Raw genomic sequence first — 20649 nt, forward strand, 5'->3', positions numbered from 1 at the left:
AGCGCGAAGCGCCGACGGAGGGGCTCATGACGCGAGGTTGCCGCCCCTCCACCATCGCCTACGGCGACGGTCCTCCTCCCCATGCCTGCGGCACCGGAAGGATCTTTGTCCTCGGCCGGTCACCCCTCGCCCGGAACCCCGGCCTTGAATTCGGCGACCAGGTCGAAGCGATCGCCGCGGAACAATTGCCGGACGTGCGTTACGACCCGCCCGCTCCGCCAGGTCGTGCGATCGAGTTCGAGGCACGCCATCGCCCCGCCGGCCCCGAGCAACGCCGCTTCCCGGCGCGTCGGCGATACCGCGCGGATCACGTGCCGCACCTCGGTCCAGGGGATATGCGCGAGCAGCCAGGTCCCGGGCGCTTCGCGGCCGAAGTCGACATCGCCCGCGTCGGGCACCTCGGCAAGCGAGATCAGCCGTCGTTCGAGCGCGAAGGGTTCGTTCGCCGCCAAATGGAGGCCGGCGACGCACAGCGCCGGGCCGGGAATCGCGCCGTCACCTTGGCTTGCCGGTTCGACCGACAGCGCCTGCCAGCGATAATCCTCGCCGCGCGCCGCGATCAGTTCGGCAAGGTCGGGGACGGTCATCACCGCCGAATGGACGGGCGGGTGCGCGACGAACGACCCCGCCTTGCGGCGGCGCTCGATCAGCCCCGACGCTGCAAGTTCGCCGAGCGCCTTGCTCACCGTCGCACGGGCGCAGCCGTACTGCGCCGCCAATTCCTGTTCGGTCGGGATTCGGTGCCCCGGCCGCCACGCGCCCGAACGGATCCGCCCGGCGATCTCGTCGCGGATACGCCGCGCGGGGGTCATGCGAGGATGCGCGCGACGCAGGCGCGATAGGCCTGAGCGATCGCATCGCCGTCGACGTGGCGGCCCGCCGCGACGCGCTTGATGCCCGCGCGCCAAACACAGTCGATCGCGCCCGCGCGCGCGGCGAAAATCCAGCGGTCGAGCAAAGTCGCATCGTCGGTGCCGGCAAAGGCCGGGTGATCGAGGTCGAGCGAGACGATGTCGGCCGGATTCCCGACGGCGAGCCCTGTGCGTACACCGAGCGCCTGCGCGCCGCCGTGCAGCGCGCGCGCAAAGAGATGGGCGCCGGCAAAGGGCGCCGCCTCGCTCGCCAGCAAGGCCCGCGCGCGATGCGCCAGCCGCTGCGAATATTCGAGCGCGCGCAGTTCCTGCGCGGCATCGACGAGGATATTGCTGTCGGTGCCGACCCCGAAGCGACCGTTCGCGGCGAAATATTCGACGGCCGGGAAAATACCGTCGCCGAGATTGGCTTCGGTAACCGGACAGAGCCCGGCGACCGCACCGCTCGCGGCGAGGCGGGGCACTTCGCGGTCGTCGAGATGCGTCGAGTGGATCAGGCACCAGCGTTCGTCGACCCCGGCATTATCGAGCAACCACTCGACCGGCCTGGCGCCGCTCCAAGCGACGCAGTCGGCAACCTCCTTCACCTGTTCGGCGGCGTGGATATGGACCGGGCCCGCGGGCGATAATTGCAGCAGCGCCGCCAGTTCGTCGGGGGTCACCGCGCGGAGCGAGTGCGGGGCGACGCCGATATTCGCATCGCCGGGCAGCTTGGGCCGCGATGCGTCGAGCAACGCGGCGAAACCGTCGATATCGTTCAGGAACCGCCGCTGTCCGGGGCTTGGCGGCGCCGCGCCGAAATTGCCGTGCGCGTAGAATACGGGAAGCAACGTCAGGCCGATTCCGGTCGTGTCGCTCGCCGCCGCGATCGCACCCGCCATTTCGGCCGGGTCGGCATAGACCGCGCCCGCGGGGTCGTGGTGGAGATAATGGAATTCGCCGACGCGCGTGAAGCCCGTTTCGAGCATCTCGGCATAGGCCTGCGCGGTGATCGACGCTACATCCTCGGGCGTCAGCCGGTCGAGGAAGCGGTACATGATCTCGCGCCAGCTCCAGAAATTGTCATCGGGCCGGCTGCGGCGCTCCGAAAGCCCGGCCATACCGCGCTGGAAACCGTGGCTGTGGACGTTGCAGAGACCGGGAAGGCACACGCGATGGCGCTCGTCCCCGGCGCCTGCCGCGACGCCCGTTTCGACCGACGCGATGCGGCCGTCCGCGATGCGCAGCCGCACCTTCCTTTCCCAGCGATCGTCGATCCACGCGCGTTCGAACCAGAGCGAAACCATCATCCGTCCTCATATTATGTCTAGACATAATGACGCACCGGCGCGAGACTGTCCAGATGGAGCAACGCTGGACGAACGCCCGACTCGCAACGATGGCCGACGACGCGCTCGGCCTGATCGACGATGGCGTGGTGGTCGCGGACGAGGGCCGGATCACCTACGCAGGTCCGGCGAGCGGCGCGCCTGTGGCCGCAGGATCTATCCATGACTGCGAGGGCCGCCTGATTACGCCGGGGCTGATCGATTGCCACACCCACCTCGTCCACGGCGGCAATCGCGCGAACGAATGGGCGATGCGGCTGCAAGGCGCGAGCTACGAGGAGATCGCCCGCGCCGGTGGCGGCATCGTGTCGACGATGCGCGCGACGCGCGCGGCGAGCGAGGAAGAGCTGGTTGCCAGCGCGCTCCCCCGCCTTGACGCCCTGATCGCCGAAGGGGTGACGACGATCGAGATCAAGTCGGGTTACGGCCTGTCGACCGACGACGAACTCAAAATGCTTCGCGCCGCGCGCGCGCTCGCTGGACACCGCAATATTCGCGTCGAGCCGACCTTCCTCGGCGCGCACGCGCTGCCCCCCGAATATAAGGGCGACAGCGACGCCTATATCGGCCTTGTGGTGGATGAAATGATCCCTGCCGCCGCGCCCCTCGCGAGCGCGGTCGACGCATTTTGCGAAGGCATCGGCTTTTCGCCCGCGCAATGCGCGCGCGTGATCGAAGCCGCGCAGGCGCACGGCCTCGCGGTCAAGCTCCACGCCGAGCAACTGTCGGCACTAAGCGGCAGCGCGCTCGCCGCGAGCCACGGCGCGCTGTCGGCCGACCATCTCGAACATGCGACCGACGACGACGTCCGCGCGATGGCCGCGGCGGGCACCGTCGCGGTACTGCTGCCCGGCGCCTATTATTTCATGCGCGAGACGAAGCTGCCGCCGGTAGGCGCGATGCGCCGCCACGGGACGCGCATCGCCCTCGCGACCGACAACAACCCCGGCACTTCGCCGACCACCTCGCTGCTGCTGATGCTCAACATGGGCGCGACCTTGTTCGGGCTGACCGTGGTCGAGGCCCTGCGCGGGGTGACGGTCAACGCCGCCGCCGCGCTTGGACTCAGCGGCGAGATCGGCACGCTCGAACCCGGCAAGGCGTGCGACCTCGCGATCTGGGACGTCGGCGATCCCGCCGAGCTGGTCTACCGCATCGGCTTCAACCCGCTTCACCAACGTATCAAGGACGGACAATGATCATCGAGCCCGGGCATATTTCGCTCGCCGACTGGCGCGAAATCCATGAGGGCGCGAGCGCCGAATTGAGCGACGGTGCCTGGACCGCGATCGATGCGAGCGCCGCCGCGGTCGCGCGGATCGTCGCAAAGGGCGCGCCCGTCTATGGCATCAACACCGGCTTCGGAAAGCTCGCGAGCGTGCGGATCGCCGACGACGATCTGGCGACGCTCCAGCGCAATATCGTGCTGAGCCATGCCGCGGGTACCGGGGCGCCGTCGCCGGCGAAAATCGTGCGATTGATGATGGCGCTGAAGCTCGCGAGCTTCGGCATGGGGGCATCGGGCGTCCGGCGCGAGACGGTTGCGATGCTCGAGGCGATGCTCGCCAAGGGCCTCACCCCCGTCGTCCCATCGCAAGGATCGGTCGGCGCGAGCGGCGACCTCGCGCCGCTGTCGCACATGGCGGCGGCGATGATCGGCGTCGGCGAAATCGAGGTTGACGGCAAGACGCTGCCCGCCGCCGACGCGCTCGCGCAGGCGGGGCTCGTCCCCCTCGAGCTCGGCCCCAAGGAAGGCCTCGCGCTCCTCAACGGCACGCAATTCTCGACCGCCAATGCGCTCGCCGGCCTCTTCCGCGCCGAGACCGTTTTTCGTTCGGCGCTGATCACCGGGGCGCTGTCGACCGAAGCAGCGAAAGGCTCGGACGTACCCTTCGATCCGCGCATCCATGCGCTGCGCGGCCATGCGGGGCAACGCGAGGTCGGCGATGCGCTGCGCGGGTTGATGGCGGGATCGGCGATCCGCGCGTCGCACGCGTTCAACGATCCACGCGTGCAGGACCCCTATTGCCTGCGCTGCCAGCCGCAGGTGATGGGCGCCGCGCTCGATCTCTTGCGGCAGGCGGGAACGACGCTCGGCATCGAAGCCAATGGCGTGTCGGACAACCCGCTGATTTTCGCCGACACCGACGAGGCGCTGTCGGGCGGCAATTTCCATGCCGAACCGGTCGCCTTCGCCGCCGACATGATCGCGATGGCGCTGTGCGAGATCGGTTCGATTGCCGAGCGCCGCATCGCGATGCTGGTCGATCCGGCGCTCTCGGGCCTGCCCGCCTTCCTGACCCCGCGCCCCGGGCTCAACTCGGGCTTCATGATCCCGCAGGTCACCGCCGCCGCGCTCGTCAGCGAGAACAAGCAGCGCGCCTATCCGGCGAGTGTCGACTCGATCCCGACCTCGGCCAATCAGGAAGATCATGTGTCGATGGCCGCCCACGGCGCGCGCCGCCTGCTCGACATGGCCGACAATGCGAGTGCGGTGATCGGTATCGAACTGCTCGCCGCGTGCCAAGGGGTCGATTTCCACGCGCCGCTCAAATCGAGCGACGCGCTGGAGGCTGCGCACAAGCATCTCCGCGCTGCCGTGCCGACGCTGGAAGACGACCGGCATTTCCACCCCGACATGGAGGCCGCGACGGCACTGATCCGCACCGGCAGCCTCGTCGTCGCCGTGCCCGCCGGCCTGCCGGGCGTCGGCTGATGGACTGGCTGCGCGTCCATCGCGGCGACGCGCCGCTCGTCATCGCCTTTCCGCACGGCGGAACCGACCTCGCGGGGCTGGAGGCGCAATTCGTCTCGCCCTGGCACGCACAGATCGACACCGACTGGTGGATCGCCGACCTCTATGCCTTCGCCGCCAATCTTGGCGCGACATTGGTCGCAACCGACATCTCGCGCAGCGTGATCGACATGAACCGCGATCCGTCGGGCGCATCGCTCTATCCCGGGCAAGCGACGACCGAACTCTGCCCGACGACGACCTTCGACGGCGAACCGCTCTACCGCTTCGACCTGCCCGACGAAGCGGAAACCATGCAGCGGCTCAACCTCTATCACCGCCCCTATCACGACGCGCTGGCCGCCGAACTCGACCGCCTGAAAACCGCGCACGGCCGCGTCGTCCTCTACGACGCGCATTCGATCCGCAGCCATGTCTCGCGCCTGTTCGACGGCGAACTGCCGCAATTCAACATCGGCACCAACGACAGCGCGACATGCGCGCCTGAACTGGAAACGATCGTCGCGAACATCTGCGGCGCCAGCGGATATAGCCATGTCGTCAACGGCCGCTTCAAGGGCGGCTGGACGACGCGCCACTATGGTCGCCCCGACGACGGCATCCACGCGATCCAGATGGAGCTCGCGCAGCGCGGCTATATGGCCGAACCCGATACGATCACCCACGCCAACTGGCCCGCCCCCCTCGACCCGAACCCCGCGATCCGACCCGTGCTGGAGCAAGTGATCGCCGCGGCTCTCGATTTTGCGAAAGGACGTAAATGACCCGTCTCGACAACAGCCGCGTGATCCGCCCGGCGACCGGCCCCGAGATCAGCGCGAAGAGCTGGCTCACCGAAGCGCCGATGCGGATGCTGATGAACAACCTTCACCCCGACGTTGCCGAAGCGCCGCACGAGTTGGTGGTCTATGGCGGCATCGGCCGCGCCGCGCGCGACTGGGAAAGCTACGACAAGATCGTCGAAACGCTGAAACGGCTCGAAGGCGACGAGACCTTGCTGATCCAGTCGGGCAAGCCGGTCGGCGTCTTCCGCACCCATGAGAATGCACCGCGCGTGCTGCTGGCGAATTCCAACCTCGTCCCCCAATGGGCGAATTGGGAGCATTTCGGGGAACTCGATAAAAAGGGCCTGATGATGTACGGCCAGATGACGGCCGGGAGCTGGATCTATATCGGCAGCCAGGGCATCGTTCAGGGCACGTACGAAACCTTCGTCGAAATGGGGCGCCAGCATTATGGCGGCAACCTGTCGGGCCGCTGGCTGCTCACCGCCGGACTTGGCGGCATGGGCGGCGCGCAGCCGCTGGCGGCGGTGATGGCGGGCGCGAGCTGCCTCGCGATCGAATGCCAGCCGAGCCGCATCGAAATGCGCCTGCGCACCGGCTACCTCGACAAGCAAGCATCGAGCATCGACGAAGCGATCGCGATAATCGAAGCAAGCCATGCCGAGGGCAAGCCGGTATCGGTCGGCCTGCTCGGCAACGCCGCCGAGGTGCTGCCCGAAATGGTCCGGCGCGGCATCCGCCCCGACCTGCTTACCGACCAGACGTCGGCGCACGACCCGGTCAACGGCTATCTACCGGCGGGATGGACGCTCGATCAATGGTTCGCAAAGCGCGAGAGCGATCCGGCAGGGGTCGCGAAAGCCGCCAAGGCGTCGATGGCGGTGCATGTGCAGGCGATGCTCGACCTGCAGGCAGCGGGCGTGCCGACGACCGACTATGGCAACAATATCCGCCAGATGGCGAAGGACGAAGGCGTCGAAAACGCCTTCGACTTCCCCGGCTTCGTCCCCGCCTATGTCCGCCCGCTCTTCTGCCGCGGCATCGGGCCGTTCCGCTGGGCGGCGCTGTCGGGCGATCCCGAGGACATTTACAAAACCGACGCCAAGGTGAAGGAACTGCTGCCCGACAACAAGCATCTCCACAACTGGCTCGACATGGCGCGCGAGAAAATCCGGTTCCAGGGGCTGCCCGCGCGCATCTGCTGGGTCGGGCTCGGCGACCGCCACCGGCTGGGGCTCGCCTTCAACGAGATGGTCGCGTCGGGCGAATTGAAAGCCCCCGTCGTCATCGGCCGCGACCATCTCGATTCAGGCTCCGTCGCCTCGCCCAACCGCGAGACCGAGGCGATGCGCGACGGGTCGGATGCGGTCAGCGACTGGCCATTGCTCAACGCGCTGCTCAACACCGCCTCGGGCGCGACCTGGGTGTCGCTGCACCATGGCGGCGGGGTCGGCATGGGCTATTCGCAGCACAGCGGCATGGTGATCGTCGCCGACGGCACGTCCGAAGCGGCGAAGCGCCTCGAGCGCGTTCTGTGGAACGACCCGGGCACCGGCGTCATGCGCCACGCCGACGCGGGTTACGACATCGCGATCGACTGCGCGCGCGAGAAAGGTCTCGACCTCCCCTCGCTCACGCGGTGAGCGGGATTTCGGTCGCGGCGGCCGATCTCGAACATCGCTCGGCTACGCTGATCGCCGCCGGCGCCGCGATCGACGATGCGCGTCTCGCCGCGGCCTGGGCCTCGATGGAAAGGCTGGTCGCGGCCTATCTCGAACGGCTGGACGCGATCGACATCTGGATGACCCCGACGCTCGGCGCCGAAATACCGCGCATCGGGGTGTTCGGCCCCGACGTCGCCTGGCCCGACCAGCGTGACACGCTGATCGACTATGCCGGCTATTGCTGGATCGACAATTTCGCCGGCACGCCCGCGATCACGCCGCCGATGGGCTTCAGCGACAACGGCTGCCGGTGGGCATCCAGTTCGCGACAAGCCCCGGGGGCGAGGCGCTGCTGCTGGCGCTCGCCTATCAGCTCGAAACGGCGACCCGATGGTGGCGGCACACCCCGCCGCTGTGGGTCGGCGACGATTGACGCCGATTGCGCCGAAACGACAAAGGGCCGCCCCCGCGGGGACGGCCCTTCCATTGTCCTGCTGCACGCGGGCGGCTTAGCCGGGCATGGCCCCCGCGAAGACGGTCATGCTCGATCCTGCCGCATGCGGCGTGTGACAATGAGACATTCGACCACCTCCTTTCGCTTGTTGACGATGAAGCGAAGATGGGCCGCTATCGCCGATAATTCAAGATGGCTTGTTTTCAGTTGCTTCCCCTCCGCGAAACCGTGCGACCGCCACCGAACTATGCCCTGCGCAAAGCCGTTCACACCTATCGAATAGGCTGCGCGCGCGCGAACGATGCGCTATGGCGGCGGCATGTTCATCAAGCCGACTCCCGACGACGGCCGCGCCTGTCCATCGGTGACCGCATGATTGCCGGCCGGGGCTGACGCGCGATGGCGGACTATGTCTTCAAACCGCACGAACGGCCGACGCTGCCGGGGTCGCCGGCGAACCCCGATCATCCGCCGTCGCGTATGGTGCGCCATTTCCTGATCGGCTGCCTGATCGGGATCACCGGCGGGCTGGGCAATGCGCTCGTCACGGTCAATCTCAATTTCGCGCAAGGCACGCTCGGGCTCGACAGCGACGAGGCGGCGTGGCTCACCGCCGCCTATTTCATGACCAACGTCACCGCCAACCTGCTGCTCGTCAAATATCGCCAGCAGTTCGGGCTCCAGCCGTTCATCCGCTACACGTTGGTCGCCTATGCGGTGACGGCGCTGATGCACCTGTTCATCCACGATTTCTGGACCTCGGTCGCGGTACGGGCAATGAGCGGGATCGCCGCGAGCGGCCTGTCGACGCTCACCATCCTCTATTTCTTTCAGGCGCTTCCCGCGCCCAAACGGCTTGCCGCAGTGATGATCGGCATCTGCATCCCGCAGATCGCAACCCCGCTCGCGCGCGTACTGTCGCCGGGGCTGCTGATATGGGGCGACTGGCACAATCTATACTGGTTCGAATTCGGGCTCGCGCTCGCGACACTGGCGGCGGTCTGGGCGCAGCCGCTTCCGCCGAGCGAACGCGAAAAAGTGTTCGAGCCCCTCGACTTCCTGACCTTCGCGCTGTTCGCACCCGGACTGTGGCTGCTGATCGCGGTCCTGTCGCAGGGGCGAATCCAGTGGTGGACCGAACGAGCGTGGATCGGCTGGTCGCTCGCCGCCAGCATTGCACTGATCGCCGCCGCCCTCCTCGTCGAGCATCATCGCCGAAACCCGCTGATCAACACGCGCTGGCTTGGCACGCGCGAGATGTTGCGCCTGATCGCGGTGGCGGCATCGGTGCGCATCCTGCTGTCCGAACAGGCATTCGGTTCGGTCGGTTTCCTGAGCGCCGTCGGGATGATCAACGACCAGATGGTCACCCTCAACCTGATCGTGGTGTTCGCATCGATCGCGGGGCTTGCCACCGCGGTTCTGACCTTTCGCCCCGACAAGCTGACGCGTCCGATCCTCGCCGCGGTGATCCTTATCGTCATCGGGTCGTTCATGGACGCGAATTCGAACAATCTCACACGGCCCGCCCAATTCTATCTCAGCCAGGCGCTGATCGGCTTCGCCTCCCTGCTCTTCCTTGCGCAGGCGATGGTCATCGGCATCGCGCGGACCTTGCTGGCTGGGGGCAAGAATTTCATCAGCTTCGTCGTGATCTTCAGTATGAGCCAGAGCATCGGCGGGCTCGCCGGCGGAACGCTGCTCGGCACCTTTCAGGTGGTGCGCGAGAAATATCATTCGCACGAACTGGTGCAGGAGATCGTGGCGACCGATCCAATCGTCGCCGCGCGCCTCGGCGCGGGCAGCCGGGCGGTCGCCGGCACGGTCGGCGATCCCGTGCTGCGCAATGCCCAGGGCGCTGCGCTGCTCAGCCGGCAAACCACGCGCGAGGCCAATATACTGGCGTATAACGATGTTTTCCTGCTCGTCGGCGTGCTTGCCATCCTGACGGCGATCTGGGGCTTCGTCATAAGCTGGTCGATCCGGCGGCGAGGCGAGCCGTCGCCGGTGCTGATGCTGGTCCAGCGACTCCAGGCGCAGGCGCAGGCGCAGACAAATATGAAACAGGGGCAATGAGATGAACGACGAAAAGGCAGATATGCCGCCCGAAAAGGACAGCGCGCCCCTGCCGGCCGATCCCGTCGCGGCCGGCGCCCCGGCGGCCGAGGCAACGCCTGCCGAGCCTGAACCCGACCCGCAGGTCGATCCCCCGCCCTCGTCGTGGCGGCCGCCCGAAAAGAAGAAAACCACCGTCATCGCGATCGTCGCGATCGCACTCGTCGCGGTCCTGGCGGTGCTGTTTGCGTGGAAGCTGCCGCCCTTCGCCGGCGGCGCGGAGCGCACGGATAATGCCTATGTCCGCGGCCGCGTGACCGTCATCAGCCCGCAGGTCAGCGGCTATGTCACCAGCGTGCCCGTCCAGGATTTTGCCGAAGTGAAGGCGGGACAGGTCCTCGCGACGATCGACGACCGCATCTATCGCGCGCGCGTCGCGCAGGCCGAAGCCAATGTCGCGGCGCAGCAAGCCTCGCTCGCCAATTCGGCGCAGGCGCAGCGTTCGCGCGAGGTCGCGACGAACAGCCAAGACGCTGGCGTCGCCAATGCACAGGCGCAACTCACGCGCGCCGAAGCCGACATGCGCCGGGCCCGCAAGCTTGTCGCCGACGGATCGATCTCGACCCGCGAGTTCGACCAGACGCGCGCGGCGCTGCTCGCCGCGCAGGCGGCACTGCAACAGGCGCGCGCCAGCCGTGCGATCGGCACGCAGGACGTGCGCACCGTCGTCGTCGGACGCGCCGGGCTCGAAGCCTCGGTGGCCGCCGCCAAGGCGCAGCTCCGCCTCGCGCAGATCGATCTCGACAACACCGTCATCAGGGCCCCCACCGACGGCCAATTGTCCGAAATCGGGGTGCGGCAGGGCGCCTATGTCAGCGCCGGCACGCAGTTGCTGTCGGTCGTCCCGCACAATGTCTGGGTGATCGCCAATTTCAAGGAAGCACAGACGGGCAAGATGGCGGTCGGACAGCGCGCGCGGTTCAGCGTCGATGCGCTGGGCGGCGCCGAACTGACCGGGCGGATCGAAAATCTCTCGCCGGCGGCGGGGTCGGAATTCGCGGTGCTGAAAGCCGACAATGCGACGGGCAATTTCGTCAAGGTCGCGCAGCGGATCGCAGTGCGGATCGCCATCGACCCGAAGCAGCCGCTGGCAAGACGGCTGCGCCCCGGCATGTCGGTCGAGGCCCATGTCGATACGAACAGCGGACCGCGGCGGTGATGCGGCGCAATCCGGCGCTGGCCTCGTTGCTGGCCATCCCCCTCGCCGCCTGCGCCGGTCCGCACGTCGCGACAACCGCGGTGGCGCCCGTCGCACCGCCAGTGGCGTGGCGCACCGCCGCCGGACCGACCGCAACGCTCGAACGCGACTGGTGGCGGGCGTTCGGCGACCCCGCGCTCGCGGCGCTGGTCGAACGCGCGCTCGCCAACAACAGCGATATCGGCGTCGCCGCCGCACGCGTGCGCGAAGCGCGCGCCAATGTCGCGCTGGCCCGCGCCCAGACGCTTCCGGCGATCGACGCGACGCTCGGCGGCGGGCGGTCGCGATCGGTCAATCCCTTCGGCCAGCCGGGCGAACAGAATTTCGCGCAGCCGCAGGTTCAGGTCGCCTATGAAGTCGACCTGTTCGGTCGCCTCGACGACCAGAAGGCGGCGGCGCGCGACCAGTATTTCGCCAGCGAGGCTGCGCATGACGCCGTGCGGCTCTCGGTCGCGGCGGCGGCGGCTGCCAATTATGTCACGCTCCGCGGCCTCGACGCGCGGCTGGAGGTCGCGCGCGCGACCGTGGAGGCACGCGCGGAATCGCTGCGCATTGCGAAGTCGCGCGTCGGATCGGGCTATTCGCCAAAGCTCGAGCTCGAGCAGGCGCAGGCCGAATATGACGCGACGGCACAGATCGTACCGCAGATCGAACTCGCGATCGCACGCACCGAAGACGCGCTCAGCCTGCTCGTCGGCGATACGCCGCGGGCGATCGGCCGGGGCGATACGCTTGCCGCGCTGACGGTGCCGCCGGTGCCCGACGGCCTCCCGTCCGAACTGCTGCGCCGCCGCCCCGATGTCGCGCAAGCCGAATATCAGCTCGCCGCGACCGACCGGAACCTGGCCGCGGCGCGCAAGCGTTTCCTGCCGCAATTGCGGCTGACGTCGGCGGCGGGCGCGGCCTTTTCGACCCTGCTCGCCGATCCGGTCACGATCTGGTCGGTCGGCGGCAGCATCCTGGCCCCGATCTTCCAGGGTGGGCGCCTGACCGCGCAGGCCGATGTCGCGGGCGCGCAGCGCGATCAGGCTGCCTTCGCCTACCGGCGCACGGCGCTTACTGCGTTCCGCGAGGTCGAGGACGCGCTGGCGGCGGTCCGGCTGATCGACCGGCAGATGCTGTTCGCACGGTCGCAGCGCGACGCGCTCGCCGAAGGGTTGCGCCTCGCGACCAACCGCTACCGCGAAGGCTATTCGCCCTATCTCGAACAGCTCGATGCACAGCGCGGCCTGCTCGGCGCCGAACTGTCGCTGATCCAGCTGCGCGCCGAAGCTCTGTCGGCGCGCATCCAGCTCTTTCAGGCAATGGGCGGCGGCTGGACCGCTTCGCGATAGTTGCAGTCGGACCAAGGATCGCGCTACCGGCCTTTGGCGACAGGGCGAAACAGGAGCGGGCGGGTGTCAGAGGCAGGGGAAACAAACGACAGCATCGCCGCGGCGCGGACCGACGCCCTGCTCCCCGCCGCCGCACTCAACGCAGTCATCGGCTTTGCCGGCGCCGTGCTGGTCGCGACGACGATGTTCGGGACGCCGGCGGAGGCGGGCATGGATATCTTCGTCGTCGCCGAGACGCTGATTCTGGGCGTCGGGCTGATTGCCTGCACGCTGTATCGCATGCACAGGCGCCGCCAGCCCGCGACATGGCTTCGCGGCGTGAGCGCGCTGATGCTCATCGCGGGCCTCGCATGGGGCGCGATGCTGCTCTGGGCCACGCGCGCCGCGAGCGATCCCCAATTGCTCGTCGCGACAGCGGTTATGCTGGGCGCAATGGTTATCGGCGCGGTATCGCTGCGCTACTGGCCGGCATATCTCGCCTTCCAGGTCCCTGCGTCGGCCATCGCGGCGGCGGGATGGCTGACCAGCGGGCGCAGCGGCCATTTTCAGGTCGGGATCGCAGCGGCTATCCTTTGCAGCGCGGTAGCAGTCGCCGGACGCCGGCTCGGGCGTGAGGCATTACGCGCGGCGCAATTATCAGCCGAAAATGCAAGGCTTTCCAACGCGCTGCGGGATCAGGCGGCCGAATTGGGCCGCACCGATCCGGTCACCGGGCTCGCTAATCGCCGCGCCTTTGACGAACGGCTCGACCTGCATTGGGCGATGGCAGCGCGTCTGAACCGTCCGATCGCGCTGCTGGTCATCGATATCGATGCGTTCGACATCTATCGCAAGGATTTCGGCCCCGCGGCAGGCGATCTTTGCTTGCAGGCGGTCGCCGACGTGCTCGCCGGCAGCGCGCGCGAGGCGACCGATTTCGCGGCTCGGCTGGACGACGAGTCCTTCGCGCTGATCCTGCCCGACACGGACGGCGATGCCGCCGCGCGCGTCGCCGAACGAATCGGGACGACGGTCGCGTCCTTCACGAACGAACCGGCCGCCGACCTGCCCGCCCCGGTGACGGTCAGCGTCGGCGTCGCGGCGATGACGCCGGCCGCCGCCGGGACCGCCACAGTCCTGTTCGAACAGGCCGATGAAGCCGCCGACCGGGCCAAGAAGGCCGGAAGGAATCCGTAAGCGTGACAGCCAAAAGCCGGAGCTCGCCTTTTCGCGATCCTGGCTGAATCTCCGACGATAGCCCGATCCGTGTCGGTCCGGGTCGCCAGGCGTTTCATCGCGCCTTTGGGCCGCGAAGCAACGACGCTGTCCAACCGCGAAAATATCGGCCCGGTCCGTACCTAAGACGCCGTAAAATCCTCGGCGCGCAACGACTTTACCAGCTGGACGAAGGATTTCTTGGCAAGTGTTTTGAGGATCGGCATCTGGGCGACCCACGGCTTTTGATAGCCAGCGAAGACCGTCATGCCTTCCATCGAGCCGGATATGAACAACGCCAATATCTCGCGCTGGTCGCTCGGCAGCTCGGGATTGATCTCCCCGATCAGTTCGCTGAGCGACACGCGCGCGCGATCGTAAAGCTCGCTCATCCGGTCGTGAATGAACGGGTCATGGTTCGCCATCGCCCACAGTTCGGGGAAGAAGCGCGTCGTCTTCTTGGTCGTGATGTCCTCGAGAACCAGCATGACCAGATTCTCGAGTCGCGCCTCGGCGCTCGCGCCCGGTTCGTGAATGATCTCGTCGAACGATTCCTCGTAACTGCTGATCACCGCGTTGAGCAGTTCGCGGATCAGTTCCTCCTTCGACCGGAAATAATAGTTGAGGTTCCCGACATTCATTCCCGATTCGGCGGCGATCCGCCGAAGCGTCAGGGCCGCCGACCCATGGTTCACGAGCAGCGACAGCGCCGAGCGGAGAATATGTTCGAACCCGTCCTGGCCGCGCGCATAGCCCCCCGGCCGCGGGGTGATCTTCAGGTCCGGCACAATGAAATTCGTCAAAATTCAGCATCCTTCGCGGTCTAGGTAACCGCGTTGGCGACCTTGGACAAGTGCCCTAATTTTGACGCTTGACTAAAATTGGACGAGCGATCAATATCAGCTCGAATCGGCCGTCAGAGCCCGTTGTCAGCACGAACGAGGGAGTGCGGGATGCAGAGCATTCTGAGAGGGGCGGCGTTTGCCGCGTTGATGTGGTCGGCCGGAGCGGCGGGCGCGGCCGAGTATCCGCAGCCATTGCCCGAAGAGCCGGTTCCGACCGTCACCGAATTGCCCGAACGCTATCCCGCGAGTTGGGTCTTCGTGCACGACCTGCATTTCAACAGCCTGCCCGACGGGCGCGCGGCGCTGGTCGATGTTGGAGCGGAAAGCCATCATTTGCGCGGCCAGATTCCCGTGGCGCAGTTCGGCAACATCTTGCCTTCGACGACGCGCGGCGAAATCTATGTCGGCGAAACCTTCTATTCGCGGCTGACCCGCGGCGAACGCACCGACGTCATCACCATCTGGGACACGAAGACCCTGGCGCCGAAGGGCGAGATTGTCCTGCCCGGCGGCAAGCGCGGGCTGTTCGTCACGCTGCGCAACAGCCTGCAACTCACCAATGACGAGAAATGGGCGCTGGTGTTCAACTTCACCCCCGGATCGTCGGTGACGGTGGTCGACCTCGACGGCCGCAAGATCCTGTCAGACATCGACCTGCCGGGCTGCTCGCTCGTCTATCCGACCGGGGCGCGCGGCTTCACCTCGCTCTGCGCCGACGGCACAATGACGAGCATCACGCTCGACGCGGCGGGCAAGCCCGGGGCCTCCGTGACGAGCGAGGCGTTCAACGATATCGACGACGATCCGCTGTTCATGACCCCCGCGATGGTCGGGCGCACCGGCTGGTTCGTCAGCTTCAAGGGCAATCTGCGCGCCATCGACTTTTCGGGCGCTGCGGCAAAGGATCTCGACAGCTTCGCCATTCCGGCGCAGGCGGGCCGTGACCCCGAATGGCGCCCCGGCGGCTGGCAGGTGATCTCGGCCGACCGCGCCGGCCTCCTCTATGTGCTGATGAACCCCAAAGGCGGCGAAGGGTCGCACAAGGATGGCGGCACCGAAGCCTGGGTGATCGACCCCAAGGCCAAAACTCTCGTCCGGCGGATCGCGCTCAAGAATCACAGCGTCTCGATCGAGGCGACGCAGCAGGAAACGCCATTGCTGGTCGCGTCACGCTCCGACGGCTCGCTGGACGTTTATGACGCGGCGACCGGCGCGTTCGTCCGCACGGTGGCGCGGGTTGCGCACGATCCGATGACGATGACGGCAGCCCGCTGATGCCTGTGATCGCATCCGCCCTCACGCTGTTTCTCGCGCTGGTTCTCGCCATTGCGGCGGCGCACAAGCTCGCCGAACGGACGCGGCTGGCCGCGGCGACCGCCGGACTGCTCCGTCTCGCCCCTGCCATTGCCGCGCCGGTGACAATGGCGGCGGCCGCCGTCGAGTTCGCCGCTGCGCTCGCCCTGTTTTTTCCGGCGTCGCGCGTCGCAGGCGCGCTGCTCGCGGCCCTCGTCTGGGCCGGATATGGCGCCGCGCTGATCGCCGCGCGGCGCCGCGGCGACGGCGGCCTCGATTGCGGCTGCGATTTCGGTAGGCGGCGGAGCGGCATCGGCCGCTTTGCCATCGCGCGCCCGCTGGCGCTCGCCCTCGCCGCGCTTGCACTCATTCCCCTCTCTCCCGCCGGGGGCGGCGGTATCGACGTCCAGTCGGTTTTCGCCGCCCTCGCCTTTGTCGCGCTGCTCTTTGCCGCCGGCGAAATCGCCCATCTTCCCGCCACGCGCCGGAGTGCTGCCCGATGACCGGATTTTTCCTCGCCTCGCAAATCCTGCTGTGGATCGCCGTCGCCATTCTGGGGGTGCTCGTCGCCGCGCTCGCGCGGCAGGTCGGGGTCCTGCACGAACGCATCGCACCCGCCGGCGCACTGACGCTGCATCAAAAGGTCAATGTCGGCGACAAGGCGCCCGAAATGACGCTACGGACATTGGAGGGAAAAGAGGTCGCGATCGGCGGCAAGCGCGCGCGCCGCGGCCAGATGATCTTCTTCCTCTCGCCCGACTGTCCGGTGTGCAAGACATTGCTGCCGGTCGTCCGCTCGGCGAGCGGGGCCGAGAGCGGCTGGCTCGACGTCGTGCTCGCCAGCGACGGCGACGCGGCGGCGCATCGCCGGCTGGTGATGGCCGAGGGGCTCGCGGGCTTCGACTATGTCTTGTCCGAAGAGCTCGGCCGGGCGCTCGGCGTCTCGAAGCTGCCCTATGCGGTGCTGATCGACGAGGAAGGCCGCATCGCGTCGCTCGGCCTCGTCAACAATCGCGAGCATCTGGAAAGCCTGTTCGAGGCCAAGGAGCGCCGCGTCGCATCGATCCAGGAATATCTCGCGCGCGGCTGATCCCGCACACCGCGACAAGAAGGGGACGGATATGTCGGGACTGGACAAATTTTCGGAGAAAGTGACCCGCCGGGTTGCGCGCGCGACGTCGCGGCGCAGCCTGCTGACGCTGATCGGCGGCGCGCTGACCGGCGCGGCGGTGATCCCGGTGCTGCCGGTGTCGCGCGCGCAGGCGCAAGGACACGGCCATGGCGGCGGCGGCGATCCGATCGCGCCGCAACCGACGGGCAATCCGCAGGATCCCGGCGACCAGACACAATGTGACTATTGGCGTTATTGCGCGATCGACGGCTTTTTATGCAGTTGCTGCGGCGGCACCGCGAGCAGTTGCCCGCCGGGAACCGAAATGTCGCCGATCACGTGGATCGGCACCTGTCACAACCCGGCCGACAATCGCGCCTATATCATCAGCTATAACGATTGCTGCGGCAAATCCTCGTGCGGGCGGTGCCTGTGCAACCGCAACGAGCGCGACCGGCCGATGGTGCGCCCGCAAGCGAACAACGACATCAACTGGTGCCTCGGGACCGAGAGTGCGATCTATAATTGCTCGACCGCGGTGATCCTCGGCGTCGCGCTGGACCAGCAATGATGCGGGGGCTTGTGATCCTTGCCGCGTTGGGCGGACTGGCAACCGCAGTGCCCGCTGGTGCGCAGGACGGCGCGACCATCTATAAGCGCTGCGCCGCGTGCCACCTGGCCAATGGCGCCGGGGTTCCGGGTGCCTTTCCGCCGTTGAAGAACGATGTCCGCAAGCTGGCGGCAACCCCCGCCGGGCGCCGCTATCTCGCGCTGGTCGTGATACGCGGTGTATCGGGACCGATCACCGTCGAAGGCAAGACCTATCGCGGGATGATGCCCGCGCAGGCGGGGCTGAACGACGCACAGGTGGCCGCGGTGCTCAACCATGTGGTGCGCGGCGGATCGGCGAAAGCCTTCACGCCGAAAGAGATTGCGGGATATCGGGCGGGCAGCGCGGCGCTCAATTCAGCCGCCGTCGGACGGTTGCAGCCGAAATGAAATGGCTGGCCGCTTCCGCGCTGATCGTGGCGACCGGAACGGCCGTTGTCACCCCGGCGTGGAGCGGGAACGAGGCCATTCCGGGCGTCGAAAATGCGGCGCGCGCGCGGCAGAACTGGATATTGTCGTGCCAGGGCTGCCACCGCGCCGACGCGACCGGAACCCCGCAAACGACGCCGACAATGGCGGGTTTCGTCGCACGCTTCCTGGAGGTGCCGGGCGGGCGCGAATATCTGGTGCAGGTGCCGGGTGTCGCGACGGCGGCGCTGTCCGACGCCGACCTGGCCGAAGTGGTGAACTGGTCGCTCGTGCGCTTCGACGCTGCGAACCTTCCGGCGGACTTCAAGCCCTACACTCCCGTCGAGGTCGGGCGGCTGCGGCTGAAGCCGCTGCGCGCGGAAGCGATGACGATACGCGCGGGCATGATCGCCCGCATGGCGCAGGACGATAACGGAAATAGGAACAGGGGAGGATTTCGATGACCAAGGGAATGATGCGGCGTGCCGCCCGTTCGACGCTCGCGCTGCTGCTGGCGGGCGTGTCGATGCCGGCACTGGCGCAGGAAAGCACCGCCGAAACCGCCGACGCCGAAACGGTCGACGGAACCGACATCGTCGTCACCGCGCAGAAGCGGTCCGAGCGCCTGCAGGATGTTCCGATCGCAGTCAGCGCGATCGGCGGCGACTCGCTCGAACGGCAGCGGGTAACGCAGGCCGACGAGCTGGCCGGCAAGATCGTCAACCTGCAGCTCACCTCGACCGTCGGCGACAACACCCCGATCTTCGCGCTGCGCGGCGTGTCGATGTCGGATTACAGCCTGAACCAGGCGAGCCCCGTCGCGACCTATTATGACGAAGTCTACAAGGGCAATTTCGCTTTCCTTGGCGTCGCGATGTACGACCTCGAACGCGTCGAGGTCCTGCGCGGGCCGCAGGGAACGCTCTATGGGAAAAACACGACCGGCGGCGCAGTCAATTTGATCAGCCGCACGCCCGTGCTCGGCGACACCGAGGGATATCTGAACCTCGGTTATGGCAATTACGACCGCTATGAGGCCAATGGCGCCGTGAGCGTGCCGCTTGGCGAGACGCTGGCGGCGCGCGTCGCCTTCACCTTTGCGCGCGCCGATGGCTGGTTCAAGAACCAGCTACCGGGCGAACCCGACCTTGCGAGCGTGCGCGAATATGGCGTCCGCGGCAGTCTGCTCTTCGAACCGAGCGCCGGTGCGCGCTTCGTCCTGCGTGCGTCGACCAGCTATCAGAACCCGCGTAATTACGGCATTTATGCCCAGCCCGAAGCGTTGAACCGGCCGGGTCTGGGCCGCCGCGAGATCGAGGCCAACGTCACCGAGCGCCGCCGTGCGCGGACCTGGTCGGTATCGCTGACCGGAACGGTCGATCTGGGCGATACGCTCGCGATCACCAGCGTCACATCCTGGGACAAGGGGCGGCTGAACTTTTATGAGGATACCGACGGGACGGCGGGCGAGCTGCTCGAAATCCCCTATACCGACCGGGCGACCCAATTCGCGCAGGACCTGCGCCTGACGAGCGACTTCGGCGGCCCGTTCAACTTCATCCTCGGCGCCTATTTCAATCGCGAGAAGGTCTATAACGAAACGACCTTCGAAATCGGCAAGGATATCGATGTCGACGGCAATGGCGTGATCGACGTCGATGACTGCGCGGCCGGCCTTCCGCTCGCCTGCCTGTTCCGCAACAGCTTCGACCAGGTCAAGAAAAGCTATGCGCTCTATTCGGACATGAGTTTCGAGGTCAACGACCGGTTCACGCTGCGCGGAGGCCTTCGCTTCACGCACGACAAGGGCGTCCAGAGCAATTTCGAGTCGAACGCTCTTGGCGTCGACGGCGTTCTGGTAGCAAACCTGATCCCCCCGTCGCGGCTGGAATATAGCCAGGAGAATCTGTCAGGAAAGATCGGCGCCGATTACAAGATCAATCCCGATGTAATGGTTTACGGCCATTACAGCCGCGGCTACCGCGCGCCAAGCTTCAACGCTCAGGCATTCTTCGACCCGTCCGAGCTATCGGTCGCGAAGGCCGAAAAGATCGATGCGTTCGAGCTGGGGCTGAAGAGCCAGTTCGCCGACCGCCGCGTCACGCTCAACATGGCGGCGTTCCGCTATACCTACAGCAACCAGCAGTTCATCAACATCGATCCCGCGAGCGCGGCGCAGACGTTGCTGAATATCCCCCGTTCGCGCATCCTGGGCGGCGAGGCCGAACTGACCGTGCGTGCGACCGACATGGTAACGCTGCGCGGCGGGATCGGGCTGCTCGACACCAAGATCAAGCGCGGAACCGTCAGCGGCGTGGATGTTGGCGGAAACCGGCTGTCGAACGCGCCGAAACTAACCTTTACAGGCGGGTTCGACGCAACCGTGATGGATGGCTCGAGCGGCAAGCTCAGCCTTCACGGCGACATCAACTATGCGTCGAACCAATATTTCGAAGTGCTCAACATCGCGCGGCTACGGCAGGACAGCTATGTCCTCCTCGCCGGGCATATCGATTGGGAATCGGCCGACGGTCGCTGGAACGCATCGATCTGGGGCAAGAATCTCGCCAACAAATTCTACTTCACCTCGCGTGTCGACCTGCTCGCGGGCTTCGGTTTCGATTATAACCATGTCGGAACGCCCCGAACCTATGGCGTGACCGTGGGCATGAAATTCTGAACGG

At 66.8% G+C, this 20649-nt stretch carries 19 protein-coding genes; 16 read left to right on the forward strand and 3 right to left on the reverse strand.

What is annotated here, in order from left to right; all coding sequences use genetic code 11:
• Window positions 1-119 precede the first annotated feature (119 nt).
• Entirely contained in the window at window positions 120-812 is a 693-nt protein-coding gene (locus tag HDC35_RS17390) for a UTRA domain-containing protein (protein ID WP_184648654.1), read from the reverse strand.
• The gene (locus HDC35_RS17395) at window positions 809-2158 is read right to left on the reverse strand and encodes a formimidoylglutamate deiminase (protein ID WP_184648718.1); all 1350 of its coding nucleotides are present in this window, start codon (window positions 2156-2158) and stop codon (window positions 809-811) included. Before HDC35_RS17395 ends, HDC35_RS17390 begins: the two co-directional genes overlap by 4 nt.
• Window positions 2159-2187: 29 nt before the next feature.
• Here HDC35_RS17395 and hutI point away from each other — a divergent pair, with 29 nt between their 5' ends.
• The 9 genes from hutI to HDC35_RS17440 all read left to right on the forward strand — a co-directional run bounded on the left by hutI (window position 2188) and on the right by HDC35_RS17440 (window position 13681).
• Window positions 2188-3399: an imidazolonepropionase gene (gene hutI, locus HDC35_RS17400; RefSeq protein WP_184648655.1), complete on the forward strand. Its 1212-nt coding sequence runs from the start codon at window positions 2188-2190 to the stop codon at window positions 3397-3399.
• Window positions 3396-4916: a histidine ammonia-lyase gene (gene hutH, locus HDC35_RS17405; protein WP_184648656.1), complete on the forward strand. Its 1521-nt coding sequence runs from the start codon at window positions 3396-3398 to the stop codon at window positions 4914-4916. The genes hutI and hutH overlap by 4 nt, the downstream gene beginning before the upstream one ends.
• Window positions 4916-5719, forward strand: coding sequence for an N-formylglutamate deformylase (hutG, locus tag HDC35_RS17410; protein WP_184648657.1), 804 nt, complete (start codon window positions 4916-4918; stop codon window positions 5717-5719). Before hutH ends, hutG begins: the two co-directional genes overlap by 1 nt.
• Window positions 5716-7383 (forward strand): urocanate hydratase, encoded by a 1668-nt coding sequence (hutU, locus tag HDC35_RS17415; RefSeq protein ID WP_184648658.1) that lies wholly within the window; start codon window positions 5716-5718, stop codon window positions 7381-7383. The genes hutG and hutU overlap by 4 nt, the downstream gene beginning before the upstream one ends.
• Window positions 7380-8141 (forward strand): amidase family protein, encoded by a 762-nt coding sequence (locus HDC35_RS17420; RefSeq protein ID WP_184648659.1) that lies wholly within the window; start codon window positions 7380-7382, stop codon window positions 8139-8141. The genes hutU and HDC35_RS17420 overlap by 4 nt, the downstream gene beginning before the upstream one ends.
• A 116-nt stretch (window positions 8142-8257) precedes the next feature.
• On the forward strand, window positions 8258-9934 hold the full coding sequence (locus HDC35_RS17425; protein WP_184648660.1) for an MFS transporter: 1677 nt from the start codon (window positions 8258-8260) through the stop codon (window positions 9932-9934).
• Window position 9935: 1 nt separating this feature from the next.
• Window positions 9936-11132, forward strand: coding sequence for an HlyD family secretion protein (locus HDC35_RS17430; RefSeq protein ID WP_184648661.1), 1197 nt, complete (start codon window positions 9936-9938; stop codon window positions 11130-11132).
• The gene (locus HDC35_RS17435; RefSeq protein WP_184648719.1) at window positions 11132-12505 is read left to right on the forward strand and encodes an efflux transporter outer membrane subunit; all 1374 of its coding nucleotides are present in this window, start codon (window positions 11132-11134) and stop codon (window positions 12503-12505) included. The genes HDC35_RS17430 and HDC35_RS17435 overlap by 1 nt, the downstream gene beginning before the upstream one ends.
• Window positions 12506-12568: 63 nt before the next feature.
• Window positions 12569-13681, forward strand: coding sequence for a GGDEF domain-containing protein (locus HDC35_RS17440; RefSeq protein ID WP_184648662.1), 1113 nt, complete (start codon window positions 12569-12571; stop codon window positions 13679-13681).
• Between the two features lie 161 nt (window positions 13682-13842).
• Here HDC35_RS17440 and HDC35_RS17445 read toward each other — a convergent pair whose 3' ends face one another.
• Window positions 13843-14502, reverse strand: a complete 660-nt coding sequence (locus HDC35_RS17445; RefSeq protein ID WP_221438313.1) for a TetR/AcrR family transcriptional regulator — start codon at window positions 14500-14502, stop codon at window positions 13843-13845.
• A gap of 150 nt (window positions 14503-14652) precedes the next feature.
• On the opposite strand from HDC35_RS17445, the gene HDC35_RS17450 reads away from it, so the two are divergent.
• Genes HDC35_RS17450 through HDC35_RS17480 form a run of 7 tightly spaced genes read left to right on the forward strand, consistent with a single transcriptional unit; the run spans window position 14653 to window position 20645 of the window.
• Window positions 14653-15819, forward strand: a complete 1167-nt coding sequence (locus tag HDC35_RS17450) for an amine dehydrogenase large subunit (RefSeq protein WP_184648663.1) — start codon at window positions 14653-14655, stop codon at window positions 15817-15819.
• The gene (locus HDC35_RS17455; protein WP_184648664.1) at window positions 15819-16340 is read left to right on the forward strand and encodes a MauE/DoxX family redox-associated membrane protein; all 522 of its coding nucleotides are present in this window, start codon (window positions 15819-15821) and stop codon (window positions 16338-16340) included. Before HDC35_RS17450 ends, HDC35_RS17455 begins: the two co-directional genes overlap by 1 nt.
• The gene (locus HDC35_RS17460) at window positions 16337-16927 is read left to right on the forward strand and encodes a redoxin family protein (RefSeq protein WP_184648665.1); all 591 of its coding nucleotides are present in this window, start codon (window positions 16337-16339) and stop codon (window positions 16925-16927) included. The genes HDC35_RS17455 and HDC35_RS17460 overlap by 4 nt, the downstream gene beginning before the upstream one ends.
• A gap of 31 nt (window positions 16928-16958) precedes the next feature.
• Entirely contained in the window at window positions 16959-17519 is a 561-nt protein-coding gene (locus HDC35_RS17465; protein WP_184648666.1) for a methylamine dehydrogenase light chain, read from the forward strand.
• A complete protein-coding gene (locus tag HDC35_RS17470; protein ID WP_184648667.1) occupies window positions 17516-17947 on the forward strand; it encodes a cytochrome c in 432 nt (143 codons plus the stop codon). Before HDC35_RS17465 ends, HDC35_RS17470 begins: the two co-directional genes overlap by 4 nt.
• Window positions 17944-18429: a cytochrome c gene (locus HDC35_RS17475; protein ID WP_260397814.1), complete on the forward strand. Its 486-nt coding sequence runs from the start codon at window positions 17944-17946 to the stop codon at window positions 18427-18429. Before HDC35_RS17470 ends, HDC35_RS17475 begins: the two co-directional genes overlap by 4 nt.
• Complete coding sequence (locus tag HDC35_RS17480) at window positions 18426-20645, forward strand: TonB-dependent receptor (RefSeq protein ID WP_260397815.1); 2220 nt, start codon at window positions 18426-18428, stop codon at window positions 20643-20645. The genes HDC35_RS17475 and HDC35_RS17480 overlap by 4 nt, the downstream gene beginning before the upstream one ends.
• Window positions 20646-20649: the final 4 nt, after the last annotated feature.

Origin of the sequence: Sphingopyxis sp. JAI128 (assembly GCF_014207235.1) — a bacterium.
In the GTDB taxonomy this organism is placed as follows: domain Bacteria; phylum Pseudomonadota; class Alphaproteobacteria; order Sphingomonadales; family Sphingomonadaceae; genus Sphingopyxis.